The 23,271-nt window shown below is 72.8% G+C and carries 21 protein-coding genes; 4 read left to right on the forward strand and 17 right to left on the reverse strand.

The window, feature by feature from the left end; translation table 11 throughout:
• The first annotated feature begins 45 nt into the window (after positions 1-45).
• Positions 46-270, forward strand: coding sequence for a hypothetical protein (locus tag AB0E88_RS05015; RefSeq protein WP_361623910.1), 225 nt, complete (start codon positions 46-48; stop codon positions 268-270).
• A gap of 52 nt (positions 271-322) precedes the next feature.
• Here the strand turns inward: AB0E88_RS05015 and AB0E88_RS05020 are convergent, their stop codons facing one another.
• The 10 genes from AB0E88_RS05020 to AB0E88_RS05065 form a co-directional block, all read right to left on the reverse strand.
• Positions 323-622: a hypothetical protein gene (locus AB0E88_RS05020; protein ID WP_361623913.1), complete on the reverse strand. Its 300-nt coding sequence runs from the start codon at positions 620-622 to the stop codon at positions 323-325.
• Between the two features lie 196 nt (positions 623-818).
• A complete protein-coding gene (locus AB0E88_RS05025; protein ID WP_361623916.1) occupies positions 819-1,742 on the reverse strand; it encodes an RNA polymerase sigma-70 factor in 924 nt (307 codons plus the stop codon).
• Positions 1,743-1,874: 132 nt separating this feature from the next.
• Positions 1,875-2,348, reverse strand: coding sequence for a carboxymuconolactone decarboxylase family protein (locus tag AB0E88_RS05030; protein ID WP_361623919.1), 474 nt, complete (start codon positions 2,346-2,348; stop codon positions 1,875-1,877).
• Between the two features lie 83 nt (positions 2,349-2,431).
• Entirely contained in the window at positions 2,432-3,127 is a 696-nt protein-coding gene (locus tag AB0E88_RS05035; RefSeq protein ID WP_361623922.1) for a hypothetical protein, read from the reverse strand.
• A gap of 137 nt (positions 3,128-3,264) precedes the next feature.
• On the reverse strand, positions 3,265-4,872 hold the full coding sequence (locus AB0E88_RS05040) for a carboxylesterase family protein (protein ID WP_361623925.1): 1,608 nt from the start codon (positions 4,870-4,872) through the stop codon (positions 3,265-3,267).
• A 15-nt stretch (positions 4,873-4,887) separates the two neighbouring features.
• On the reverse strand, positions 4,888-5,526 hold the full coding sequence (locus AB0E88_RS05045) for a GPP34 family phosphoprotein (RefSeq protein ID WP_361623928.1): 639 nt from the start codon (positions 5,524-5,526) through the stop codon (positions 4,888-4,890).
• 113 nt (positions 5,527-5,639) lie between these two features.
• Positions 5,640-6,299, reverse strand: coding sequence for a response regulator transcription factor (locus AB0E88_RS05050; RefSeq protein WP_361623931.1), 660 nt, complete (start codon positions 6,297-6,299; stop codon positions 5,640-5,642).
• Positions 6,296-7,510 (reverse strand): sensor histidine kinase, encoded by a 1,215-nt coding sequence (locus tag AB0E88_RS05055; protein ID WP_361623934.1) that lies wholly within the window; start codon positions 7,508-7,510, stop codon positions 6,296-6,298. Before AB0E88_RS05055 ends, AB0E88_RS05050 begins: the two co-directional genes overlap by 4 nt.
• 79 nt (positions 7,511-7,589) lie before the next feature.
• On the reverse strand, positions 7,590-8,417 hold the full coding sequence (locus AB0E88_RS05060; RefSeq protein WP_361623937.1) for a class I SAM-dependent methyltransferase: 828 nt from the start codon (positions 8,415-8,417) through the stop codon (positions 7,590-7,592).
• Entirely contained in the window at positions 8,414-8,878 is a 465-nt protein-coding gene (locus AB0E88_RS05065; protein ID WP_361623940.1) for a hypothetical protein, read from the reverse strand. The genes AB0E88_RS05060 and AB0E88_RS05065 overlap by 4 nt, the downstream gene beginning before the upstream one ends.
• Positions 8,879-9,012: 134 nt before the next feature.
• On the opposite strand from AB0E88_RS05065, the gene AB0E88_RS05070 reads away from it, so the two are divergent.
• Positions 9,013-10,020, forward strand: coding sequence for a YihY/virulence factor BrkB family protein (locus AB0E88_RS05070; RefSeq protein WP_361623943.1), 1,008 nt, complete (start codon positions 9,013-9,015; stop codon positions 10,018-10,020).
• A 203-nt stretch (positions 10,021-10,223) separates the two neighbouring features.
• On the forward strand, positions 10,224-10,469 hold the full coding sequence (locus tag AB0E88_RS05075; protein WP_361623946.1) for a DUF5133 domain-containing protein: 246 nt from the start codon (positions 10,224-10,226) through the stop codon (positions 10,467-10,469).
• A gap of 74 nt (positions 10,470-10,543) precedes the next feature.
• Here the strand turns inward: AB0E88_RS05075 and glgX are convergent, their stop codons facing one another.
• From glgX to AB0E88_RS05110, 7 genes are all read right to left on the reverse strand, one after another.
• Positions 10,544-12,637, reverse strand: coding sequence for a glycogen debranching protein GlgX (glgX, locus tag AB0E88_RS05080; RefSeq protein WP_361623949.1), 2,094 nt, complete (start codon positions 12,635-12,637; stop codon positions 10,544-10,546).
• 179 nt (positions 12,638-12,816) lie between these two features.
• Complete coding sequence (locus tag AB0E88_RS05085) at positions 12,817-13,392, reverse strand: MarR family transcriptional regulator (protein ID WP_361623952.1); 576 nt, start codon at positions 13,390-13,392, stop codon at positions 12,817-12,819.
• Between the two features lie 44 nt (positions 13,393-13,436).
• Positions 13,437-14,441, reverse strand: a complete 1,005-nt coding sequence (locus AB0E88_RS05090; protein WP_361623955.1) for an SDR family oxidoreductase — start codon at positions 14,439-14,441, stop codon at positions 13,437-13,439.
• Positions 14,442-14,445: 4 nt separating this feature from the next.
• On the reverse strand, positions 14,446-16,212 hold the full coding sequence (locus AB0E88_RS05095; protein ID WP_361623957.1) for a glycoside hydrolase family 15 protein: 1,767 nt from the start codon (positions 16,210-16,212) through the stop codon (positions 14,446-14,448).
• 130 nt (positions 16,213-16,342) lie between these two features.
• Positions 16,343-18,166 carry a thiamine pyrophosphate-requiring protein gene (locus AB0E88_RS05100; protein ID WP_361623960.1) on the reverse strand — a complete coding sequence of 608 codons (1,824 nt, stop codon included), beginning with the start codon at positions 18,164-18,166 and terminating at the stop codon, positions 16,343-16,345.
• A 60-nt stretch (positions 18,167-18,226) separates the two neighbouring features.
• Positions 18,227-21,304: an FAD-binding and (Fe-S)-binding domain-containing protein gene (locus tag AB0E88_RS05105; RefSeq protein ID WP_361623963.1), complete on the reverse strand. Its 3,078-nt coding sequence runs from the start codon at positions 21,302-21,304 to the stop codon at positions 18,227-18,229.
• Positions 21,305-21,532: 228 nt separating this feature from the next.
• The gene (locus AB0E88_RS05110) at positions 21,533-21,958 is read right to left on the reverse strand and encodes a DUF6003 family protein (protein WP_361623966.1); all 426 of its coding nucleotides are present in this window, start codon (positions 21,956-21,958) and stop codon (positions 21,533-21,535) included.
• Between the two features lie 340 nt (positions 21,959-22,298).
• Here AB0E88_RS05110 and AB0E88_RS05115 point away from each other — a divergent pair, with 340 nt between their 5' ends.
• Positions 22,299-23,222 (forward strand): NADP-dependent oxidoreductase, encoded by a 924-nt coding sequence (locus AB0E88_RS05115; RefSeq protein WP_361623969.1) that lies wholly within the window; start codon positions 22,299-22,301, stop codon positions 23,220-23,222.
• The last annotated feature ends 49 nt before the right edge of the window (positions 23,223-23,271 follow it).

Genomic DNA, 23,271 nt, shown 5'->3' on the forward strand with positions numbered 1-23,271 from the left:
ACCGCCGCCGCGAACGTCGCTTTCCCGTTTCCCTACACTCGCCGGATGAACAACCACACATGCACCCAGTGCGGAACGGTCGGCCTGATGGACGGTTTCATCGAGGACGCCGGCGAGCATTCACGCGGGTACGCGCGTTGGATCGAGGGCGCGCTGGAACGGGGCATCCTCGGCGGTGCCAAGCGGATGGGGCGGCCCCGGCGGCAGATAGAGGCGTATCGCTGCCCCAAGTGCGGGCACCTTGAGCTGTTCGCCACCGGACAGGTGTAGCCGGCGACGCTCGCCGCCTGTCAGGCGGCTGGGCGGGCAGGCGTCGCCCCGGTCACCGGCTGCCCTTCTCGAACAGTGCGAGCTGGCCCTTGACCCACGGGTCGAACACGGCGAGCCGCTGGGCGGACGACGGGTAGAAGGCCGCCAGCTGGTCCTCGATCCACGGGTCCGTGGGCTGGCGGCCGGCATGGTGGCGGCCGGCGGAGTGCGCTGTGCCCCCCGGTGCGGGGGCCGCCTGGGGGGCGGGCGTCCGTGGCGCGGCCGCTGTCGCGGGACCGCTGCCGATCGCCATGGTGGCCGCGGCGAGCGCCGTGAGAGCGCCGACGATCGCTGTCCGTCCGGTCATCTGCATGATCTTCTCCTCCTTGCCCTGTCCGCGTCGCCCTGTCCGTCCCGGCGGGACACCGGACGACGCGGGACCCGGTGGTGGTCCGGGCGCGGTCAGACGGCGCGCGTACCCGCTCCCACGCCCCACCACACCCACCGGAACATTCCGGACATAGCCGCCTATTTATTCGTAAAAACCGGGTCAGGCACCGGTTCGGGACTCACTTCGTCCGGCGGCGGGTCCGTCTGACCTCGCGGTCGACGGCCCAGGCGTCGGCGACCGGCCCGAGGTGGCCGAGCTTGTCGGGGTTGATCACCGAGCGGATGGTCTGGATCTGCCCGTCGAGCACCTCCAGGGCCAGGACGTGGAGCACCTTGCCGTCCCGGTCGCGGAAGACAGCTCCCGGCTGGCCGTTGACCTCGTGCAGCTCGAAACTCACGTCGACCCGGGCCAGCAGGGGGAAGACGGCGGCGAGCAGCCGGGCCACGTTCTCGGCGCCGACGACGGCACGGGCCAGCTGGGGCGCCTTGCCCCCGCCGTCCCCGACCATCGACACATCGGCGGCGAGGAGATCCCGCAGGCCGGCGACGTCACCTTCACGGAGGGCGTGGAAGAACCGCGACGCCAGCTCCTGCCGCTCCTGACGGTCCGCTTCGAACCGGGGCCGACCGGCCTGCATGTGCCGCCGCGCCCGCACCAGCAGCTGCCGGCAGGCCGGCTCCGACCGCCCGACCGCCGCGGCGACCTCGTCGAAGCCGAAGCCGAACACCTCCCGCAGCACGAACACCGACCGCTCGAGCGGGCTGAGCCGCTCCAGGAGCAGCAGCGCCGCCATCGACACCGAGTCGGCCAGCTCGGCCGAGCGTGCCGGATCCTGATAGGGGTCGGCGAGCAGCGGCTCGGGGAACCACGGCCCGACGTACTCCTCCCGCCTCATCCGCGCGGACCGCAGGACGTCGATCGAGATCCGCGTCACCGTGGCGGAGAGGAAGGCCTTGGCCGACGTGGGCCGGGTCGCCGAGCCGTCGAAGCGCAGCCACGCCTCCTGTACGGCGTCCTCGGCCTCACCGACGCTGCCCAGAATCCGGTAGGCGATCGAGAACAGCAGCGGCCGCAGCTCCTCGAACTCCTCGACTTTGCTCACACAGGCCCCCTGCTCCTCCGCCCGGCCCGCTCGGCGCGGGCATCCCCTCGTCATGATCATCCGGTCGCCCGGCGGTGTGCGGCAAGGCCCGGGGCCCGGGGACGAGCCCCGGGCCGCACACCGGGTCGCCGGTCAGTGGAACTGCCCGACCTCGTAGTCGCCCGCCGGCTGCTGGGCGATGATGTTCAGCCGGTTCACCGAGTTCATGAAGGACACCAGGAACGCCAGCGAGGTGAGCTGCTCCTCGTCGTAGTGCTCGGCGGCGCGCGCCCACAGCTCGTCGCTGACACCGGTGGCCGCGTCCGCGACGCGGGTCCCCTGCTCCGCCAGCTCCAGCGCGACGCGTTCGGCCTCGGTGAAGACCGTGGCCTCCCGCCACGCCGCCACCAGGTGCAGCCGTACGGGGGTCTCCCCCGCGGCGGCGGCCTCCTTGGTGTGCATGTCGATGCAGACCGCGCAGCCGTTGATCTGGCTCACGCGCAGCGCCACCAGCTCCTGGGTCGCGGCGGGCAGCGGCGAGTCCTTCAGAGCCTTGCCCGCCGACATGAAGTGCTTGAGGGCCTTGCCGGCGGTCGGGCTGGCGAAGTAGTTCAGTCGCGCGTCCATCGGGTTCCTCCGTGGTCGTCAGTGGCTACACCCCTGAGACGAGGTGGCCCCGCGCCCTGTGACACGGACGGATGTGACGCCGGTCACCTGGCCGGGTCCGAGTCCCGCACGCTCCGGCGGTGCGGGGCGGGTGTGCCGAGGGGCGCGCGCCGGGTGGCGCTGCGGTACAGGGAGAGGCCGAGGGCGAGCATCCAGTAGCTGAACACCGCGCCCATGAGGGCGGTCGTACCCCAGCCGTTCGCCGCGTAGAAGTGCGCGGGCGTGTTGCCGAAGAACAGGGACGGCACGAAGGCCAGGTTGATCCCGGCCAGGACGAAGGCGGAGCGGGCGGTCCAGCGGGGCAGCAGGTGCGTACGGGAGATTCCGTAGCCCACGGTGGTCAGGAGGAGCGCGAGCAGGAGGCGGCCGATCGTCCCGTAGAGGATGTAGGTGCCGCTGACCGTGATGGTCGGGTCGATCGGGTGGTCGGCGGCGATGACCGCGCCGGCTTCGAGCCCACTGGAGACCAGGGTGACCGTCGCGTAGACCAGGCCGGTGGCGAAGGCCAGGGTGCCGGCCCATTCGCGGGTGGGATCCGCGATCCTGACCAGTTCGCGGAAGGCCGTCACGAACACGATCAGGAAGGCCAGCGCGAAGATGCCGATCAGGAGCCGGGACAGGACGTTGGAGTCCGGCGGCGGGCCGGAGTAGAGGAAGTACAAAGGCACTTCGACGATGAAGGCGGCGGCGGTGGCGATGCAGGCCAGACCGGTCAGACGCCTGGCGGTGGTTTCGTTCATGACTGTCCCCCTGGGGTTCGTGTGGTGGCTTCCTCGTTGGTTCGCTGCTCACGCCGCGCGGTTGCCGGCTAGAGCCTGCCTGCGCGCTCGGCAGTGGTGTCCGTGGGACGGGTGCGGTCGGCCGCCCGCGACCGGGATCACCCGAGGGTGTTCCAGAACGCGCAGTGGTGGCGCGTCGCCACCGTCCGCGTCGGGACGATGTGGTCCGGCGCCAGGGACAGCACCGTCCGCCGGGACCAGTGCGGTGACGCCGGGCTGTTCGGGTCGGCGGTGCGGGCGAAGCGGGTCCAGTAGTCGATCATGGCGTCGGCCAGCCGGTGCTGTGCGGCCGTCAGGTCCCGGGGCCGGCCGCCCAGGTCGAAGAGGTACGGCAGTTCGCTCGCGTGCGGCGCGCCGAGCGGGAACGGCGGCGTGCCCGGGGTGAGCGGCGGGGCGTGCTCGTCGGCGAACTCGTAGCGCCAGACGGGCACATGGGCCGCGAGCAGGCCGCCGGTGTCCGCCGTCGGGCAGGCGAAGTCCGCGTCGCCGATGACCGCGCCGAACACCGGGCCGCCGTCGGTGCGGTGCACCGGGTACTCGCGGACGATCGCCCTCGCCTGTCCCGGCGAGGGGAAGAAGCCGGCCACGACGCCGGGCCAGCTGTCCGGAGTGACGGGATGACCGGCCTGGACGATCCCGGCGGCCCAGCCGTTGCCCTCATCGTGGTCATGCCCGATCAGCACCGGGACGCGGTGGAAGTGGCCGGTGGCGATGGCCGCGGCGGGATCGTTCGGCAGCAACGGGGTGAAGTAGGCGGGCTGTTGGTCCGCGTCCTGCGCCTCGAGCAGCCGGGAGACGTCCACGCCCCGCAGGCAGGCCAGGACGTCACGCGCCGCACCGCAGCCGACCCTGGCCGCGAAGTCCGCGCCCGCCGTACGCGCCGCGGGCAGCGGGACGGACGACGGGGCGAAGGGCCGTTCGGGGCGGCCCGTGCACGGGCCGCTCTGGATGATCGCCCGGTCGAAGAGCCCCGCGGCGGTGGGCGAGACGAGCTGGGCGCAGACGCTGTAGCCGCCCGCCGACTCGCCGGCCAGCGTCACGTTGTGCGCATCGCCGCCGAAGGCGCCGATCTCCGCGCGCACCCAGCGCAGTGCCTCCTGCTGGTCGGCCAGGCCGAAGGTGCCCGAGCCGGGCAGCCCGCCGTGCGCGAGATAACCGAGTGCCCCGAGGCGGTAGTTGACCGTGACGACCACGACGTCACCGCGGGTGCTCATGCGATGGGCGTCGTACGAGCTGCCCGCTCCGGTGGTGAAGCCGCCGCCGTGCAGCCACACGAGGACCGGCCGCGGGTGCGCCGGTGTGGCGCCGTCGGGTGCCGTGACGTTCAGATGGAGGCAGTCCTCGTCGGTGCTGCCGCCGGGCACCTCGCCGGACGGCTGCGGGCAGGCGCTCGAGGGCCGGGTCGCTTGCCGTACGCCGGACCACCGAGCCGGCGGCCGGGGCGGCGCCCAGCGCAGCGGGCCGACGGGGGGCGCCGCGTACGGGATGCCCTCGAAGGTGCGGTAGCCGTCGTGGCCGGCACCCCGCAGCAGGCCGCCGTGGGTGAGGACCGTCGTGGCGGCGCCCCGTGCCGGGCCGGCGTGAGCGCGTACCGTCGTCTCCGCGGTGGGCCGGGCGGGGTGTGGCGGTGGCGCTGCGGACCAGGCCGTCGCGAGTACGGCGGTCAGAGCGCAGCCCAGGGTGGTCAGGGCGCGGTGCATGGTCATGGTCTCCCCGTTCGGTCAGCTTCCGCCCATGCCGCCCTGTGCGGCGATCATGGTCGTGGGCAGGGCGCGTACTGCCCGCTCCAGGCCGGGCGCGAGGGCGGCGAGCGAGCCCGTGCAGGCGTCGAGCCGGCTCCGGAAGGCCTTCTGGTCCTGCCGGGAGACGACGGTGCGGATGCCACCCGCCGCGGCGAGCGCCAGCAGTGCGGCGTCGGCAGCGGGGATGTCCCGCACGGCGCCGTGCCCGTGCAGCGCCGCGGACAGGCGGGCGCGGAGTGCGGCGGTCGCGTCGGGGTCCGTCACGCTGAGCCGGCGCGCGCCCAGGCGGGTGCGGGGCTCCTTCACGGTGAGGACTCCGGCCGCGGCGAGCCGGTCCTCCGCGTCCGTCAGGGTCTGCTTGCGGTGGCGGCGCACGAGGTGTTTCCAGCCGTGCCCGCCGGCGGCGTCACCCAGGACGCGGTCCAGGACGGGGTTGCCGGTCGGTGCGGTGTCCGCCACGGTGACCGTGCCGCGGTCCTCCTCGAGCCGGCCACGCAGCGCGAGGTCGGTGAGGGCGGCGGCACGGACCAGCAGGGCCGTCCGGGAACGGTCGTAGGGGCCCTCGGCTGATGCGTCGTGGGCGAGCAGGTACATGGTGCAGGCCAGGTCGTCGATCACACGTCGACGCTAGGGCCGGGCGGCCCGGGTGGACATCGGCCCGGGGAGGGGGCCGGCACTGGGAGCGCAGGAGGAGCGCCGCCCGGCCTCCTCCTTGAGGAGGAGGCGGCTCGTCAGGGGCGGCGAGGCCGTACGAGGCCGTGGTCGTAGGCGGCGACGACGGCCTGCACGCGGTCGCGCAGGTTCAGTTTGCGCAGCACCGCGGTGACGTGGTTCTTGACGGTGGCCTCCGACAGGCGCAGCCGCTCGGCGATCTCCGCGTTCGACAGCGCCTGCCCGATCAGGGTGAGCACCTCTCGTTCGCGCGCGGACAGGTCGCCCAGGGAGGGTGGCGGCGCCAGGTCGGGCGTGGTGCGCAGGAACCGGTCGAGGATGCGGCTCAGGACGGCCGGCGCCAGCAGCGCGTCGCCGCGGGCGGTGAGGCGGATCGCGTCGACGAGTTCACCGGGGCGGATGTCCTTCAGCAGGAAGCCGCTCGCCCCGGCCCGCAGGGCGGCGACCACGTGCGCGTCGACGTCCCACGTGGTCAGGACCAGGACCCGGGCCGAGCTGCCGCTCGCCACGATCTGCCGGGTCGCCTCGATGCCGTCCACGACCGGCATGCGTACGTCCATGAGCACCACGTCGGGCGCCAGTTCCCGGGTCAGCCGCACCGCCTCGCCTCCGTCGGGCGCCTCGCCGACCACCTCCAGGTCGTCGCGGGCGTCGATGATCATGCGGAATCCGGTACGGACGAGAGCCTGGTCGTCGGCGACCACCACGCGCAGGGTCATGACGCGGACTCCACCGGCAGCCGCGCCGCCACCTCGAACCCGCCCGCGGGGAGCGGGCCGGCGTGCACGCTGCCGCCCACGAGACGTGCGCGTTCCTTCATCCCCACCAGGCCACGCCCCGCCCCGGCCGCGGATTCAAGGGCCTTCGCCGTACGCCCGTTGTCGACCACGGTGATCCTCACGCACTCCCTTTCGGCCACCACCCGCACGCTCACCTCGTCGGCGCCGGCAGCGTGGCGCAGCGTGTTGGTGAGCGCCTCCTGGACGATCCGGTACGCCGCCAGGTCCACCGACGGCGGCAGGGTGTCGATGGCGCCTTCCCGGTGCACGTGGACGGTCATCCCGGTCGCCCGCACGGTGTCGGCGAGTTCGTCCAGGCGCGTGAGCGAGGGCGCAGGGGCCCGCTGCCCTCCCGCGAGGTCCTCCCGCGAGACGTCCGTCTCCGCGGCGTCCGTCCCCACGGCGTCCTCCTCCGCGTCCGGCCGGAACGCCCGCAGCATGAGGCGCAGCTCGCCCAGCGCGGACCGGGCGCCCGTCTCGATGGCCCGCAGCGCCTCGCGTGCCTGATCGGGCCGTCGGGTGAACACGTCGTCGGCGGCGCTCGCCTGAATGACCATCACCGACAGGGTGTGCGCCACCACGTCGTGCACCTCGCGGGCGATGCGCGCACGCTCCTCCACCACGGCTCGGCGCATCTCCGCCCTCGTCCGCTCCTGCTGCGTCCTGCGCCACTGCCCCGCGGTCCACGCCAGGACCACCGTCAGCAGATAGACCGCCAGGCCCGCGGGGCCGCCTGCCTCGAACGCCACCGGCGCGGGCAGGCACATCGCCGCGAGCGCCCGCGCCGACACCTGCCGCGGGCTGGTGGCCGACAGCACGCACAGCGTGATCTGCGCCGCGAGCAGCGCCCCCGTCAAGGTCACCGCGGGCAGCAGCGCCCACACCGCGATCCCCGTCACCGTCTCGGCGGCCAGCACGGTCAGCGGGGCACGCGTCTGCCACCTCAGGGCGCAGACCTGTACGAGGACCAGGGCCATGGCCAGGTGCAGTCGACTGCCGTCCTCCGCACCGGCGACGAGCACCGGGGTGCCGAGGACGGCGAGCACCAGACCGGCCGACCCCCACCACAGCCTGCGGGCCGTCCGGGGCGACAGCTCACCCCGCGCGTCCGCGCCGAACGCGCCGTCCTGCTGTCCCCTGCTGCGGTCCACGCCCCGACCTTATCCAGCGGCGCACGGATGCGGGGGCGAAGCCGGGCTCAGCACTTCGCCGTGGGTCGGGGCCGGTGGGTCAGGCCTGGACCTCGCCGGGTTTCCAGCCCCACGCCGTGAGCATTCCGGCCGACAGCGCGGCGCACGCGTCGGAGTCCAGATAGCGGATCGCCTCGTCGACGGCCGCCGCGTCGACCAGTCCGGTGGCGAGCATCGCCGCTCGGCTGCGCTCCCATGTGTCCGCCCAGAACCGGCTGATGGGACTGCCGGGCAGCAGCGGAGGCACATGCATCTCGGCGGCGACGGGCCTGAGCCCGGCCTCCTGCAGCAGGTGCGGGTAGGACGGCACCCAGGAGACGTCCGTGCCGATGGTGGCCCGCAGCCCCTGCCACATGGCCCGCATCACCGCGGTGTACGGCGTGCTCGGCGTCCGGTCGCTTGTCAGGTCGACCGCGTCGCTGAGGACCAGGACGCCGCCCGGTTCGACGAGGTCGGCCAGGGCCGTGACGAGGCGGCGGTGCTCGGGCAGGTGCATCAGCACGAAGCGGGCGTGGACGAGACGGAACCGCTCGGAGACAAAACCGGCAGCGGTGACGTCGGCCTCGCGCACATCGAGGCCGGGCACGGATCGCTCGGTGAGAAAGCGTGCGTCACGGTCCACGGCGACCACGCCCGCCACCTCGCACTCCTCCAGCAGCCGGCGCGAGACGGTGCCGGTGCCCGCACCCACGTCCAGGCAACGCCATCCCGGGCCGACCCCCAGGGCCCTCAGCCGGGCCAGGGTGATGTCGTCGTAGGTGAGCGCACCGTAGTCGATGCGCTCGCCCTCACCCGCCTGATCAGGGCGGAAGACGGCCTCGCCGTACCGTCCGTCGCCCGGCGCGTCCGCGCCCCCTGCGCCGCTCACAGCGCCGCCCCCACCGCACCGAGGGGACCGTCGAGCCGGTCGCCCGCGCGGCGCCGGCCGGACACGAGCGGCGTCGGACCGTTCAGCCCGGCGGACAGGGGCCGAGCCGGATCAGCGAGCGGGTCGCCGCCGTACGAGTGCAGCACCGGACCTCCATGCGCGGTGGGGCGGGAGCGGGCGGCTCCTGCCGAGAGCGCCCGCCACCGATCCTCCACCAGCAGCCGCCCACACGATCGAGGCGCGCCGCGCCGCTCCAGGCGTTTGTGCAGCAGGCGGTCGCCGTGGCGGGCGGCGGCACGCACCAGGAGCTCGGCGAGCAGGCGGTCACCACCCGCTGCCTGCTGCGGCTCGAACCGGTCGGTTCGATGAGCCGCGACGACGTGATCCGCCTGTTCGCGCCGCAGCTGCGTCCGGCGCTGGAGATGCCGCCGCGCCGCCTGCCGCGCCGGCGCCGGCGGCATGGAGCGGGCGGGAGACCACCGGTGATCCGAAAGGCTCCCGTGCGGGCCGTGTGGGATCGGTCCGGTAGGGCACCGGAATGCTGCGGGCGTCCGCCGAGGGGCGGAACTCGCCCCCGAGGGTTGTGGGAGCGCACATGGACGTGCTGACCCGGCTGGACAGATATCAGCGACGGCACCGGTGGGCGGGCGTGCCGCTGGCCGTGGTGTACAAGTTCTTCGACGACCAGGCCACCTACCTCGCCGCGCTGCTGGCGTACTACGGCTTCGTCTCGCTCTTTCCGCTTCTGCTGTTCCTGGTGGCCGTCCTCAGCGCCGCCCTGCACGGCAACCCGGACCTGCAGCACTCGGTGCTCCATTCGGCGCTCGGCGAGTTCCCGGTGATCGGCGACCAGCTGGGCCAGAACATCCACTCCTTCCACGGCAGTGGCGCTGCCGTCGTGGTGGGTGTCACCGGCAGCATCTACGGTGCTCTCGGGGTGGCCCAGGCCGTGCAGCACGCCCTGGACAAGATCTTCGCCGTACCGCGGCATGCCCGGCCCGATCCGCTGCGCTCACGGATGAACAGCCTCTCCTTCCTGCTTCTGCTCGCTCTGGGCCTCGTGCTGACCACGGCGCTGTCCACCGCGGAGTCCGCCACCGGCATCTTCGGCACGCGCCTGGCGCTGGGCCTGCGGATCGCCATCGGCGCGGCGGGAGTCGTCGTCAACGCGGCTCTCCTGCTGCTCAGTTACCGGCTCATGACCCATCGCCATCTGCCGCGGCGGACGATGTACGGACCGGCTCTGGGCGCCGCGTGCGCCTGGCAGGCGTTGCAGTGGGGCGGCTCGTACTACGTCGGGCACGTGCTGCGGGGTACCACGGCGACGTACGGCATGTTCGGCATCGTGCTCGGCCTGCTCGCCTGGATCTACCTCGCCGCCGTCGTGTACCTCACCGCGGCCGAGGTCATCGCCGTGCGCTGCCTCCGGCTGTGGCCGCGCAGCCTGCTCACACCGTTCACCGACCGGGTCCATCTCGCCACGGGCGACCTGCGCGCCTACCGCTCCTACGCGACGACGGAGTCCTTCAAGGGGTTCGAGAAGATCTCGGTCCGCTTCGACGCTCCCCCGCCGCCGACCATCGGTGACAAGGGACCTCCTTGACATCGGAGCGACGACGGCTGAGCGACCACGGCGGCGCGGTGGCATCCGAGCGGTGACATCCGAGCGGTGACGTCCGAGTGGTCGCCTCGGAGCGGGGCGGGGGCCTTCGAGGCCGGCCGAGCACGCGAAGCGCTGTGCATACCGTGGGGCCGGCGGGGCACACGACTCACCGGATCAAGCGTGTGTGCAGAGAGGGTGTCGCTGTGTTGCTGCCTGCGGAGAAGGAACTGCGTGCGGTGCTGGCCCGTTTCGCCGAGGCCCGGTTCCGTCATGACCTTCGGCCCACCGGTCACTCCAGCCGGGAACTCGAGGACACCGGCTACACCCTGTGCGTCATGACCGGTACGCGGTCGGTGGACGAGGCGCTGGAAGCCGCCGACGCGCTCCTGGACCAGCTGGTGGCCGCCCGTAGCACGGCCGCCGGCACGACACAGGTGCTGGCCGCCTGAGTCTCGCCGCTGAACCGCTGTCCGGCCCGTCGCCCTCCGTGGGCGGCGGGCCGGACCCGGTCGCGGCCGGGTGATCAGCCGTGCTCGTGGCCGCGCAGGACGAACATCGCGCGGGCCTCGACCTCGACGTCGCTGCCGCCCTTGATCAGCGGCCGGTACTCGACGTAGGGGATGGCCGTGTCCACCTCCACCGCCCACCAGGGGCCGAGGTCCTCCGGCAGGGTGAAGGTGAGGGCCTGGCTGTGGGCGTTGAACAGCAGCAGGAACGAGTCGTCCTCCACCCGCAGGCCCCGCAGATCGGGTTCCGTGATGGCCTTGCCGTTGAGGTGGACCATCAGGGACCTGGCGAACCCGGTCTCCCAGTCCCCGTCCGTCATCTCCTGCCCGGCCGGGGTGAACCAGGCGATGTCCTTCGCCTCGGTGAGCGTTCCCCTGGGAGCCCGTCCCTTGAAGAACCGCCGGCGGCGGAAGACGGGGTGCTCGCGGCGCAGGGTGATCAGCCTGCGGGTGAAGTCCAGCAGCTCGCTTCCCTCGATGGCGTCCGACCAGTCGATCCAGGTCAGTTCGTTGTCCTGGCAGTAGGCGTTGTTGTTGCCGTGCTGGGTGCGGCCGAGTTCGTCACCGTGCAGCAGCATGGGCACGCCCTGGGAGAGCAGCAGGGTGGCGAGGAGGTTGCGCTGCTGGCGGGCGCGCAGGGCGAGGACGTCCCGGTCGCGGGTGGGGCCTTCCACGCCGCAGTTCCAGGAGCGGTTGTGGCTCTCCCCGTCGCGGTTGCCCTCACCGTTGGCCTCGTTGTGTTTGCCGTTGTACGACACCAGGTCGCGCAGCGTGAAGCCGTCGTGGGCGGTGACGAAGTTGACCGAGGCGTAGGGGCGGCGACCGTCGCTCTGGTACAGGTCGGAGGAGCCCGTCAGACGGGAGGCGAACTCGCCGAGTGTGCCGCCCTCGCCCCGCCAGAAGTCGCGGACGGTGTCGCGGTACTTGCCGTTCCACTCGGTCCACAGCGGCGGGAAGTTGCCGACCTGGTAGCCGCCGTCGCCCACGTCCCACGGCTCGGCGATCAGCTTCACCTGTGAGATGACCGGGTCCTGCTGGACCAGGTCGAAGAACGACGACAGGCGGTCCACCTCATGGAACTGCCGGGCGAGGGTGGCGGCGAGGTCGAAGCGGAAGCCGTCGACGTGCATCTCGGTGACCCAGTACCGCAGCGAGTCCATGATCAGTTGGAGGGTGTGCGGGTGGTTCATCCGCAGGCTGTTGCCCGTGCCGGTGGTGTCCCAGTAGTAGCGCGGGTCCTGCTCGGACAGGCGGTAGTACGCCGCGTTGTCCAGGCCCCGCAGCGACAGCACAGGACCGAGGTGGTTCCCCTCGGCGGTGTGGTTGTAGACGACGTCGAGGATGACCTCGATACCGGCCTCGTGCAGCGTCTTGACCATCGCGCGGAACTCCTGCACCTGCTCGCCCCGCTGCCCGGAGGAGCAGTAGGCGTTGTGCGGGGCGAAGAAGCCGAGGGTGTTGTACCCCCAGTAGTTCGACAGGCCCTTCTCGACCAGCGCGTGGTCCTGGACGAACTGGTGGACCGGCATCAGTTCCACCGCGGTGACGCCCAGCTTGACGAAGTAGTCGACCATCGCCGGGTGCGCCAGCGCGGCGTACGTGCCGCGCATCGCCTCCGGTATCGCCGGGTGCGTCCTGGTCATGCCCTTCACATGGGCCTCGTAGACGACGGTCTCGTGGTACGGGGTCCGCGGCGGGTGGTCGCTGCCCCAGTCGAAGTACGGGTTCACCACCACCGACTTCGGGACGTACGGCGCGGAGTCCAGGTCGTTGCGCCGGCCGGTGTCACCGAAGTGGTAGGGGAACAGCGCCTCGTTCCACTCCACTTCGCCCTCGATCGCCTTGGCGTACGGGTCGAGCAGCAGCTTGCCCGGGTTGCAGCGCTCCCCCCGCTCCGGCCGGTACGGCCCGTGCACGCGGAATCCGTAACGCCGGCCCGGGCCGATGTCCGGCAGGTAGATGTGGTGGACGAACCCGTCCACCTCCCTGAGCGGGATGCGCTCCTCGGTGCCGTCCTCGTCGAAGAGGCACAGCTCGACCCGGTCCGCCACTTCCGAGAACACCGCGAAGTTCGTCCCCGCGCCGTCGAAGGTGGCGCCCAGCGGTGACATGTGGCCCGGTCGCGGGCCTACTTCCGTACTCTCCTGCCATATACGCACGGCCACGCCCCTCCCCGACGCGGCCGGTCGGCAGCCGCGCACCCGTTGGTTGCGTGTGCCCCTGCCGCCGGTGAACATTCCTCCGCCGTGCGCTCACAGGCCGCTCGGCGGGTCCCCCGAGCAGGTCCGTGTCACCGGCCGTCCGGAGCGGTGTCCCCGGCGGGCGAGGCGGCGTCCTGGGGCGGCGGGCCGGAAACCGGGGTGGGGGCGAGTTCGTCGGCGGCGGCGGTGAGGGCGGTGAGCGCCGGGACGAGGACGGCGCGTTCCCTCCGCGGGAGCCGCTCGACCAGGGCGCGGATCGCCGTGCGCCGGTGATCGAGGACCCGGTCGACCAGCTCTCGCGCCTTCGGGGTCAGCTCGAGCAGGGTCTCCCGGCGATTGCCGGGGTTGGCGCGCCGGTCGATGAGTTCCTGGGCCTCGAGACGCTCGACCATCCGCAGGGCCGTGGAGGGGTTGACCTCCAGGTCGGCGGCGAGGGTCGTCAGGGTGATCGCGCCACGGGTGCGCAGCGTCACCAGCGAGCGCAGCTGCGGCAGCGTGAGCGGCACGTCGACCGAGGCGAGGGCTCGCGCCGACAGCGCGACGACGAGTCGCGACGCGGCCATCAAGGCCAGGGTGACGTCCTCCGCCTCCCGGTCCAGGCCCCCGTCGCCCGCCCCGGACGCCGAGGGAATGTCCGTCTGCGTCGCGTGCCGGTCCTCGGACATCGCCTCTCACTCCTCCTTCGCGGTGCGGTGACGGGATAGGGCGTTCACCTGCCGCGTCGGCTGAGTGCGGCCTTCGCGGTGACCGCGGCGCCGACGGCGAGCACGGAGGCCACCGCGGCCGGATGGCGGGTCAGCGCGGCTTCGAAGGAGCGGCCGTGCGACTGGTCGTCGAACATGCCGTGCGCGCCGTGGTCGGTGCCGGGCTCGGCGTCCGCCGGTTCGAAGAGGTTGCTGACACCCGTCGGCGGGCGCGCGTCCGTCTGCTGGGAGTCGAAGCCGGTGCGGGCCAGGTAGCGGTCCAGCAGAGCCGGGAAGAAGCGGTTGGCCCAGACGGTGGCCAGGGTGGTGGCTCCGACGTAGTACTGCTTGCGGCGCGGGTGGTCGGCGGCGTGGACGACACCGCGCGCGGCGACCTCCGGCTGGTAGATCGGCGGGACCGGCTGGGGGTGCTTGGACAGCTTGCTGGTCACCCACGAGAACTGCGGGGTGTTGACGGCCGGCATCTGCGCGATCGTGATGTGCACGTTGCTGCCGCGGTGCAGCAGTTCGGTGCGCAGCGAGGAGGTGAAGCCGTTGATGGCGTGCTTGGCTCCGCAGTACACCGACTGCAGGGGCACGGACCGCTCCCCCAGCGCGGATCCGACCTGCACGATCGTGCCGCGGTCGCGGGGCAGCATCCGCTTCAGCGCGGTCCGGGTTCCGTTGACGAAGCCGAGGTAGGTCACTTCGGTGGCGCGTCGGTACTCCTCGGCGGTGATCTCGTCGAAGGGGGCGAAGACGGTGCTGAACGCGCAGTTGATCCAGACGTCGATGGGGCCGAACCGTTCCTCGGCGGCCGCGGCGGCGGCCTCCACCTGGTCCGGGTCGGCCACGTCGGTCTCCTGCACCAGCGCCCGTCCGCCGAGGGACTCCACTTCCTCGGCGGCCGCTTCCAGTCCGGCCCGGCCGCGGGCCACCAGGACGATGTCGGCACCGCGGCCGGCGTACAGGCGTGCGGTGGCCCGTCCGATGCCGGCGCTGGCGCCGGTGATGACGACGGTCTCGGTCATGGGTTCAGCTCCCTCCTTGGCGGGGTGCGGGGTCGTGGGTGAGGCGGGCGGCGGTCTCCAGCAGCAGGGCGTGGACGAACGCCTGGGGCACGTTGCCGCGCAGCTGGCGCTGGGCGATGTCGAACTCCTCCGCGTAGAGCCCGGAGGCTCCGCAGGCACCCCGGTTGCGTTCGAACCAGCGGTGCGCCGCCACGGCGTTGCCCTGCTGCTGTTCGGCCAGCGCCATGAGGAAGCCGCACAGCAGGAAGGCTCCCTCGGCCTCCTCCAGCGGCCGGTCGTCGTGGCGGAACCGGTAGATGAAGTGGTCCTGGGTCAGGTGCTCGCGGCAGGCGGCCAGGGTGGCGCGGGTGCGCGGGTCGTCGGCGGGCAGAGCACCGCGCAGGGCGGGCAGCAGCAGGGCCGCGTCGACGGCGGGGTCGTCGGGGGTGCGCTGCCAGTGTCCGTCGGGATGCACGCTGCTTCGCGCGGTGTCGGCGAACAGTGTGTCGGCGAGGTCGGTGCAGGTACGGGCGAGGGGTCGGCGGGGTGCGGCGTCGGCCAGGGCGCGCAGCCCGGCGACGCAGGTGAGGCGGCTGTGCGTCCAGGGCCGGTCGTCCAGTTCCCAGATGCCGGCGTCGGGTTCGCGCCACCTCTCGGCGATGGCCCGGACCGCGGTCTCGGCGGCTTTCCAGCCGTCGCCGTCGAGCCGGCCGCTGCGTTCGGCGGCGGCGAACAGCAGGAGCGCCTCGCCGAAGCAGTCGAGCTGGAACTGCTTCTCGACGCGGTTGCCGATCCGGCTGGAACCGCCCGGGTAGCCCGGCAGGTCGAGTTCGCGCTGGTCGGGGACGGGGGCGCCGTGCACGGTGTAGGCGGGCGTCAGGCGCGGGCCGTCCGCGAGCAGGCGGGCACCCACGAACCGGACGGCGGGGTCCAGGAGGTCGGGTACGCCGACGGCGGCCGCCGCCTGCCCGGCATAGCTCTGGTCGCGGATCCACACGTACCGGTAGTCGTAGTTGCGGCCGGCCTCGGCCCGTTCGGGCAGGCTGGTGGTGGCGGCGGCGACCATGCCGCCGCCGTGGGCGGTCAGGCCGCGCAGGACGGCGTAGGAGCGGCGCGCGTCGCCGGGGGCGGCGGTGTGCTCGAGCCCGGGCACGGTCCGCCGCCAGGCCCGCTCGGTGTCGGCCCAGGCCCGCTCGGCCACGGGCGGGTCGTGCGGCAGCGGCGCGGCGGAGCACTCCAGCACCAGGTCGTGGGTCTCCCCGGGCTCGAGCTCCAGGTCGGCGCGCAGGCCGTCGGCGCCGGCGACCGCCGACGGGGCGCCCTGCCAGCGCAGCCGGTGGCGGCCGGTGGTGAGGTGCCAGACGCCGTCGTCGGAGCGGTGCGCGGAGTCGACGGGGGCGCGGCCGTAGTCGGCGCGCGGATCGAGTACGACGTCGACGCGGGCGGTGCCGTGAACGGCGCGCAGCCGTCGCAGCAGGATCAGCCGGTCGGCGTCGCCGGGGAAGGCGAGGGCCTCGCGGCACTCGACGACGCCGTCGGTGGTGACCCAGCGGCTGCGCCAGATCAGGGTGCCTTCCTCGTAGTAGCCGCCGGGCACCCACCGGCTGCGCGGGGTCACGGCGTAGACCCCCGCGCCGCCGATGAGGGAGGCGAAGACCGCGTCGTCGTGCCAGGTGGGCGCGCACAGCCAGTTCACGGCCCCGTCGGGCCCGATCAGTGCGCCGCGCTCCCCGTCGGCCAGCAGCGCGTAGTCGTGCAGCGCGTGCGGTGGGAAGGGCGTGGTGGTGCTCATCGGTCGCTGTCTCCTGCTGTCACGCGGGCCGGTGCGCGGGGGGTGCCGGGGCCGCGTACGCCGCCGGACACGAGGCCGGCGCGCGGCGCGCCGGACACGAGGCCGACGCGCGTCGCGGCCGGGGCACCGCTCACTTGCCCCCCTGTGTGCCCGGCCGGTCCTCGCGGTGCCGGCCGCCGGGCAGGAACTCCTGGACCTTGGCCTTGAAGCCCTGGCGGACCATGCCCGCCCGGTCGCTGTCGCCCTTGAGGATCGAGGTCGCCGCCGCCTCGATCTGGTCGAGGGTGGCGTGCGGCGGGATCGGCGGGACGGCCGGGTCGGTGACGAAGTCCAGGACGCAGGGCCTGTCGGCGGCCAGCGCGGTCTCCCAGGCGCCGCGGACGTCCTCGGGCTTGTCGACGCGGATGCCGTGCAGGCCGATCATGCGGGCGAAGTCGGCGTAGGGGATGTCGGGGATCGACTGGGAGGGCAGGAACTGCGGCGCGCCGGCCATGGCCCGCATCTCCCAGGTGACCTGGTTGAGGTCCTGGTTGTTGAGGACGGCGACGACCAGGCGCGGGTCGTCCCATTCGCGGAAGTACTTGGCGATGGTGATGAGTTCGGCCATGCCGTTCATCTGCATCGCGCCGTCACCCACGAGCGCGATCGCCGGGCGGTCGCCGTGCGCGAACTTGGCGCCGATGACGTACGGCACGCCGGGGCCCATCGTGGCGAGGGTGCCGGAGAGCGAGCCGCGCATGGCTCCGCGCAGCCTGAGGTGGCGGGCGTACCAGTTGGCGGCCGAGCCGGAGTCGGAGGCGAGCATGACATTGTCGGGCAGCAGGTCGTTGAGGGCGTGCGCCACGTACTCGGGGTTGACCGGGTCGGCGTCGACCTCGGCCCGCCGCTGCATGACCTCCCACCAGCGCGAGGTGTCCTTCTCGATCTTCTTGCGCCAGCTCTTGTTCTTGCCCGCCTTGAGCAGGGGCAGCAGCCTGGTGAGCGCTGCTCGGGCGTCACCGACGACGTTGACCTCGAAGGGGTAGCGCATGCCGACCATGTGCGGGTCGATGTCGATCTGCACGGCCCGCGCCTGTCCGAACTCCGGCAGGAACTGGGTGTAGGGGAAGGAGGAGCCGATGACGAGGAGGGTGTCGCACTCCGTCATCAGCTCGTACGACGGCCGGGTGCCGAGCAGTCCGATGGAGCCGGTGACGTAGGGCAGGTCGTCGTCCAGGGCGTCCTTGCCGAGCAGTGCCTTGGCGACGCCCGCGCCGAGGCGTTCGGCGACCGCCATGACCTCCTCACGGGCGCCGCGGGCGCCCTGGCCCACCAGGATGGCGACCTTCTCGCCCGCGTTGAGGACCTCGGCGGCGCGCGTGATGTCCTCGTCGCTGGGGACCGGCGCGTAGTGGGGCATGCCGAGGCTGGAGGGGACCATCTTGAAGGCGTGCCCGGGCGGCGAGTAGTCCAGCTCCTGCACGTCGGCGGGGATGATGACCGCCGTCACGGACCGTCGCGCCATGGCGGTGCGCATCGCGCGGTCGAGCACGTTGGGCAGCTGCTCGGGGACGGTGACCATCTCGCAGAAGTCGGAGGCGACGTCCTTGTACAGGCTCAGCAGGTCGACCTCCTGCTGGTAGGAGCCGCCCATGGCGCTGCGGTTGGTCTGACCGACGATCGCGACGACCGGGACGTGGTCGAGCTTGGCGTCGTACAGGCCGTTGAGCAGGTGGATCGCGCCGGGCCCGGACGTGGCCGCGCAGACGCCGACCTTGCCGGAGAACTTGGCGTAGCCGACGGCCTCGAAGGCGGCCATCTCCTCGTGGCGGGCCTGGACGAAACGGGGCTTGTCGTCGGCGCGGCCCCAGGCCGCGAGCAGGCCGTTGATGCCGTCGCCCGGGTAGGCGAAGACATGCTCCACCCCCCAGTCGCGCAGACGTTCGAGGACGTGGTCGGAGACCTTCATCGACATGTTCGAGGACCTTTCCGAAGAGTGTTCACGCGAGCGCACGGGTTCCCGGCCGGGGACCGGTCAGCGGCCGCGCAGTTGCTTGTGGGCGGTGCGTACGGTGGCGGCGGCGGCCGACGCGGCGAGGACGAAGACGCCCGCGGTGACCGCCCACCGGGCGGTGCGGGAGGGTGGCGCGGGCCGGGTCGCCAGCCGTTCGGGCTGCCGGCTCGGCAGGTTCCCGTCGAGGCCGAGAGCGAGCGCCTCGGCCAGGTGCAGGGCCCGGCGGCCGGTGTCGCCCTGCTCGATCTGGGTGCGGCAGCTGAAGCCGTCGGCGAGTACCAGACTGCCGGGGGCCGCCGCCCGCACCCCGGGCAGGACCCCCTGCTCGGCGATGGCCATGGACACCTCGTGATGGCCGCGTTCGAAGCCGAAGTTGCCGGCCAGACCGCAGCAGCCCTCGTCCAGGACGTCGGCGTCGAGGCCGGCGCGGCGCATCAGTTCCCGGTCGGCGTCGAACTTCATCACGGCGTGCTGGTGGCAGTGGGTCTGCACGGTCGCCTGCCGGGCGAGCTGCGGCGGCCGCCAGCCGTCCGGTGCGTGGTGCACGAGCTGTTCGGCGAAGGTGCGGAACTGCACGGCGAGCCGTTTGACGTCCTGGTCGGCCGGCATCAGCTCGAGCGCGTCGGCCCGGAACACCGCGGTGCACGAGGGCTCCAGGCCGATCACCGGGGTGCCCGCCTCGATGTAGGGCCGCAGCACGGCGAGGGTGCGCCGCAGCACCTTCTCGGCGACGCCGAGCTGCCCGGTCGAGATCCAGGTCAGGCCGCAGCAGACGGGCTCGGTGGGCACGGCGACCCGGAATCCGGCGTCCTCAAGGACCCGCACCGCCGAGATGGCGATGGAGGGGTGGAAGTAGGTGCTGAAGGTGTCGGGCCACAGCACCACCGTGCGCGGGTCGGCCGGGTCGGGCTCCGGCTCCCCTCGCTCCTGCCACCACTGCAGGAAGGACTGCCGGGCGAACATCGGTGCCTGCCGCTCCTCGGCCACGCCGGCCAGCCGCTTGCCCAGGGTGGAGAGCACCGGCGCCTGCAGCAGGGTGTTGACCAGGCCGGGCGCCAGGCGCGACAGGCGGGCCCACAGCGGCAGCCAGCCCAGGGAGTAGTGGGCGACGGGCCGCAGACGCCCCTCGTAGTGGTGGGAGAGGAACTCCGCCTTGTAGGTGGCCATGTCGACGTTCACCGGGCAGTCGGACTTGCAGCCCTTGCAGGCCAGGCACAGGTCGAGGGCGTCCTTCACCTCGGTCGAGCGCCAGCCCTCGGTGATCAGCGAGTCGTCGTGACCGCCGAGCATCTCGAACAGCAGCCGGGCCCTCCCCCGGGTGGAGTGCTCCTCCTCCCTCGTGGCCCGGTACGAGGGGCACATCACGCCACCGGCCTGGCTGCGGCAGTTGCCGATGCCGACGCAGCGCATCACCGCGCGGGTGAAGGAGTGCTCGTCCTCCGGGTACTGGAAGTGCGTCGCGGGGTTGTCGGGCCGCCAGGTCGGGCCGAGGCGCAACTGGCCGTCGACCGGGTTCGGGTCGACGACCTTGCCGGGGTTCATCCGGTTGCCCGGGTCGAACACCCTCTTGACCTCCCCGAAGGCGGTCACCAGCCGTTCCCCGAACATGCGGGTCAGCAGTTCCCCGCGGGACTGGCCGTCACCGTGCTCGCCCGACAGCGACCCGCCGTAGGAGGAGACGAGGTCGGCGGCCCGCTCGACGAAACGGCGGAAGCGGGCGACGCCTTCGGCGGTCTTCAGCCCGAACGGGATACGCGTGTGCACGCACCCCTGCCCGAAGTGCCCGTACAGCGACGGGGCGCCGTAGTCGAACTCGTCGAACAGCGCCTTCAGATCCCGCAGATAGTCGCCCAGCCGCTCCGGCGGTACGGCGGAATCCTCCCAGCCCTCCCAGGTCTCCCGTCCGTCCGGCGGCCGCGCGGTGACGCCGAGGCCGGCCTCACGGGCCTTGAGCATCTTCTCCTCGCGCGCCGGGTCGTCGGAGAACGCCACCCGCGGGTCCTTCTCGTCGCGGCCGACGGCACGCAGCAGCGCGTGTGCCTGTTCGTCGACGTCCTCCTGGCTGTCACCGCTGAACTGCACCATCAGCCAGCTGTCGCCCTCGGGGAGGACCTTGAGGGAGTCGAGGTAGGCGCCCTCCTCCTGCATCAGCTGCGCCATCCGGCCGTCCAGCGCCTCCAGCTGGCTGGGCGAGCAGTGCTCCAGCAGGTGGGACACGTCGTCGGCGGCGGCGCAGATGTCGTCGTAGCCGAGGACCAGCAGCGACTGGTGCGGCGGCACGGGCACGAGGTCGAGTTCCGCGCGCAGCACGGTGACCAGGGTGCCCTCGCTGCCGACGAGGGCCTTGGCCACGTCGAAGCCGTTCTCGGGCAGCAGGGAGTCGAGGTTGTAGCCGGAGACGCGGCGCGGGATCTTCGGGAAGCCGCGCCGGATGTCGGCCAGGTACTCGGTGACGACCCGGTCGAGGCCGGCGTAGATCTCGGCCCTGCGCCCGCCCTCGGCGGCGATCCTCGCCCGCTCGGCCTCCGAGGTCGGCCCCACCCACATGCGTAGTCCGTCGTAGGTCAGGATCTCCAGGCGGCGGACGTTGTCCACCGTCTTGCCGTAGGCCTGCGCGGACGCCCCGCACGAGTTGTTGCCGATCATGCCGCCGAGCGCGCAGTGGCTGTGCGTGGAGGGCTTGGGGCCGAACTGCAGCCGGTGGTCGGACAGGAGCCGGTTGAGTTCGTCCAGGACGATGCCGGGTTCGACCACGCAGGTGCGGGCGTCGGGGTCCACCGAGATCAGACGGTGGCAGTACTTCGTCCAGTCGATGACCACCGCCGTGTTGGTGGTCTGCCCGGCCAGGCTGGTGCCGCCGCCGCGGGAGAGCACCGGTGCGCCGAAGCGCGCGCACACCTCGACCGCCTGCGCACCCGCCTCGACGGTACGGGGGACGACCACGCCGATCGGTACCTGGCGGTAGTTGGAACCGTCCGTGACGTAGGCGCCCCGGCTCCCGGCGTCGAACCGCACCTCGCCGTCCACGGTCTCCCGCAGCGCCGCCTCGAGTCCGGTGACGTCCAGGGCTGAGGCATCGAGGGGGGTTGTCTCGGTCATCAGGGGTGTCCGCCTTTCTGCACCGTGGGCCGCGCGGAGGCGGGCGCTGCCGGGGGCCGCCCTCCGCCGTCGCAGAGCGCGGGTACCCGCTCTTGCAGTATGCAAAGGTCCCTGCCGCCGCGCGCGTCGAGGACGGCGGCGTGACGACGGGGCCGGCTCCTCGGCCATGGCCGTGACCTGCGGCAGCTCGGGGCCGCGGCGTGGTCCGGCGGGCGGATCCCCGCGCGGTCACCTTCGCGCGGCCGCGTTCACCACGGACGTGTCCTCTCCGGTCAGCTCGGCGACACGGTGCGGGGGCACACCCGCGGCCAGGGCCCGGGTGAGCAGGCTGTCGCGGCCGTCGGTGCAGTCGCGGTAGGCGAGCAGCTCGTTCTCCAGCGCCGCCACGGCTTCGGGCGCCGAACGGTGGCGCAGCCGGCTCAGCTCGTCGTCGGTGAGCGGCACGGGCAGCCGTTCCGCGTCCTGCGGGATCGCCCCCGTCTCCTCCGGCGGCAGCAACCGCAGCCGCGGCGACGTCGCGGTCACGTCATGGGCCGCGAGCCAGGCGCCGACCGCCGAGGTGTCCATGCACGGCAGGTCACCGAGCGCGGTCGGCGGCACGCCCAGGTGCGCGGTCGTCTCGTCCACGAGAAACAGGTAGGCGTCATCGGTCATGTTCAGCTCCTCCTGAGGGCTCCTCGGCCGCTCGCCGTGCCCTCTACCCCGTCTCGGCCCGCGTAGCGCAGCCCTCCTCGTCTCGTCCCCCTTCGGGTGCGATCAGCGGGCCGTTCGAGGAGCCACGCCGGCACCCGCCGCGGACACCGGCAGCCCGGCTCCGTGGTGAACGAGGTCGCCATCCGATGCGCGCGGGTGCTCACGGGCTCATCCTGAGGTGACCGGATGCGCGTGGCTCAGGGCCCGGCCGAGGAGGCGCCCAGGCCGCGAGTTCGGCACCGTGGACTAGGGGCGCAGGGCCCACGCGTGTGGGCCTGGAAAGGCCTGGAAAGGAATACCCGTGCAAGCCATCACCGTCCGGGATCGCGAGGCAGGTGTCACCGGCCTGGCCCTCGAGGACCTCCCCCATCCCCACGCCGCCGAGAACGACGTCGTCGTGCGCGTGCACGCCGCCGGCTTCACCCGGGGAGAACTCGACTGGCCCGCCACCTGGACCGACCGCGCGGGACGCGACCGCACCCCGAGCGTGCCCGGACACGAGGTCTCGGGGGTGGTGGCGGAACTCGGCTTCGGTACGACCGGCCTCACCGTCGGACAGCGTGTCTTCGGGCTGACCGACTGGGCCCGCAACGGGTCGCTCGCCGAGTACGTCGCGGTGGAAGCCCGCAATCTGGCCCCGCTGCCCGCCGACGTCGACCACACGGTGGCAGCCGCACTGCCGATCTCCGGACTGACCGCCTGGCAGGGCCTGTTCGACCATGCCCGGCTCGCCACCGGCCAGTCCGTCCTGATCCACGGCGCGGCCGGCGCGGTCGGCTCGATCGCCGTCCAGCTCGCTGTCGAAGCGGGCGCCCGGGTGATCGGCGCGGGCCGCTCCGCCGATCGGGAGACGGTGCTCGTCCTGGGGGCCCATGCGTTCCTCGACCTGGAGGCCGACCGGTTCGATGAGGCGGCCGGACAGGTCGACGTCGTGTTCGACGTGATCGGCGGCGAGATCCTCGACCGCTCGGCGGCCCTCGTGCGGCCCGGCGGCACGCTGGTCACCATCGCCGAGCCGCCCACCGTGCGCCCCGACGGCGGGCGGGCCGTCTTCTTCGTCGTGGAGCCCGACCGGGCTCGCCTCGCCGACCTCGCCCAGCGAGTGCGGGACGGCAGGCTACGGGTCCGCGTCGGAGCGGTCCGGCCGCTGGCCGAGGCGGTCGCCGCGTTCACCAAGCGCGAGCGTGTCCACGGCCGCACGATCATCTGCGTCACGGAGGACTGAGCCTGAGAGGAGGACCGAGCGTGCAGGAGCGGGCACGACGAGCGGTGTC

This window comes from Streptomyces sp. NPDC028635 (assembly GCF_040637635.1).
GTDB lineage: Bacteria > Actinomycetota > Actinomycetes > Streptomycetales > Streptomycetaceae > Streptomyces.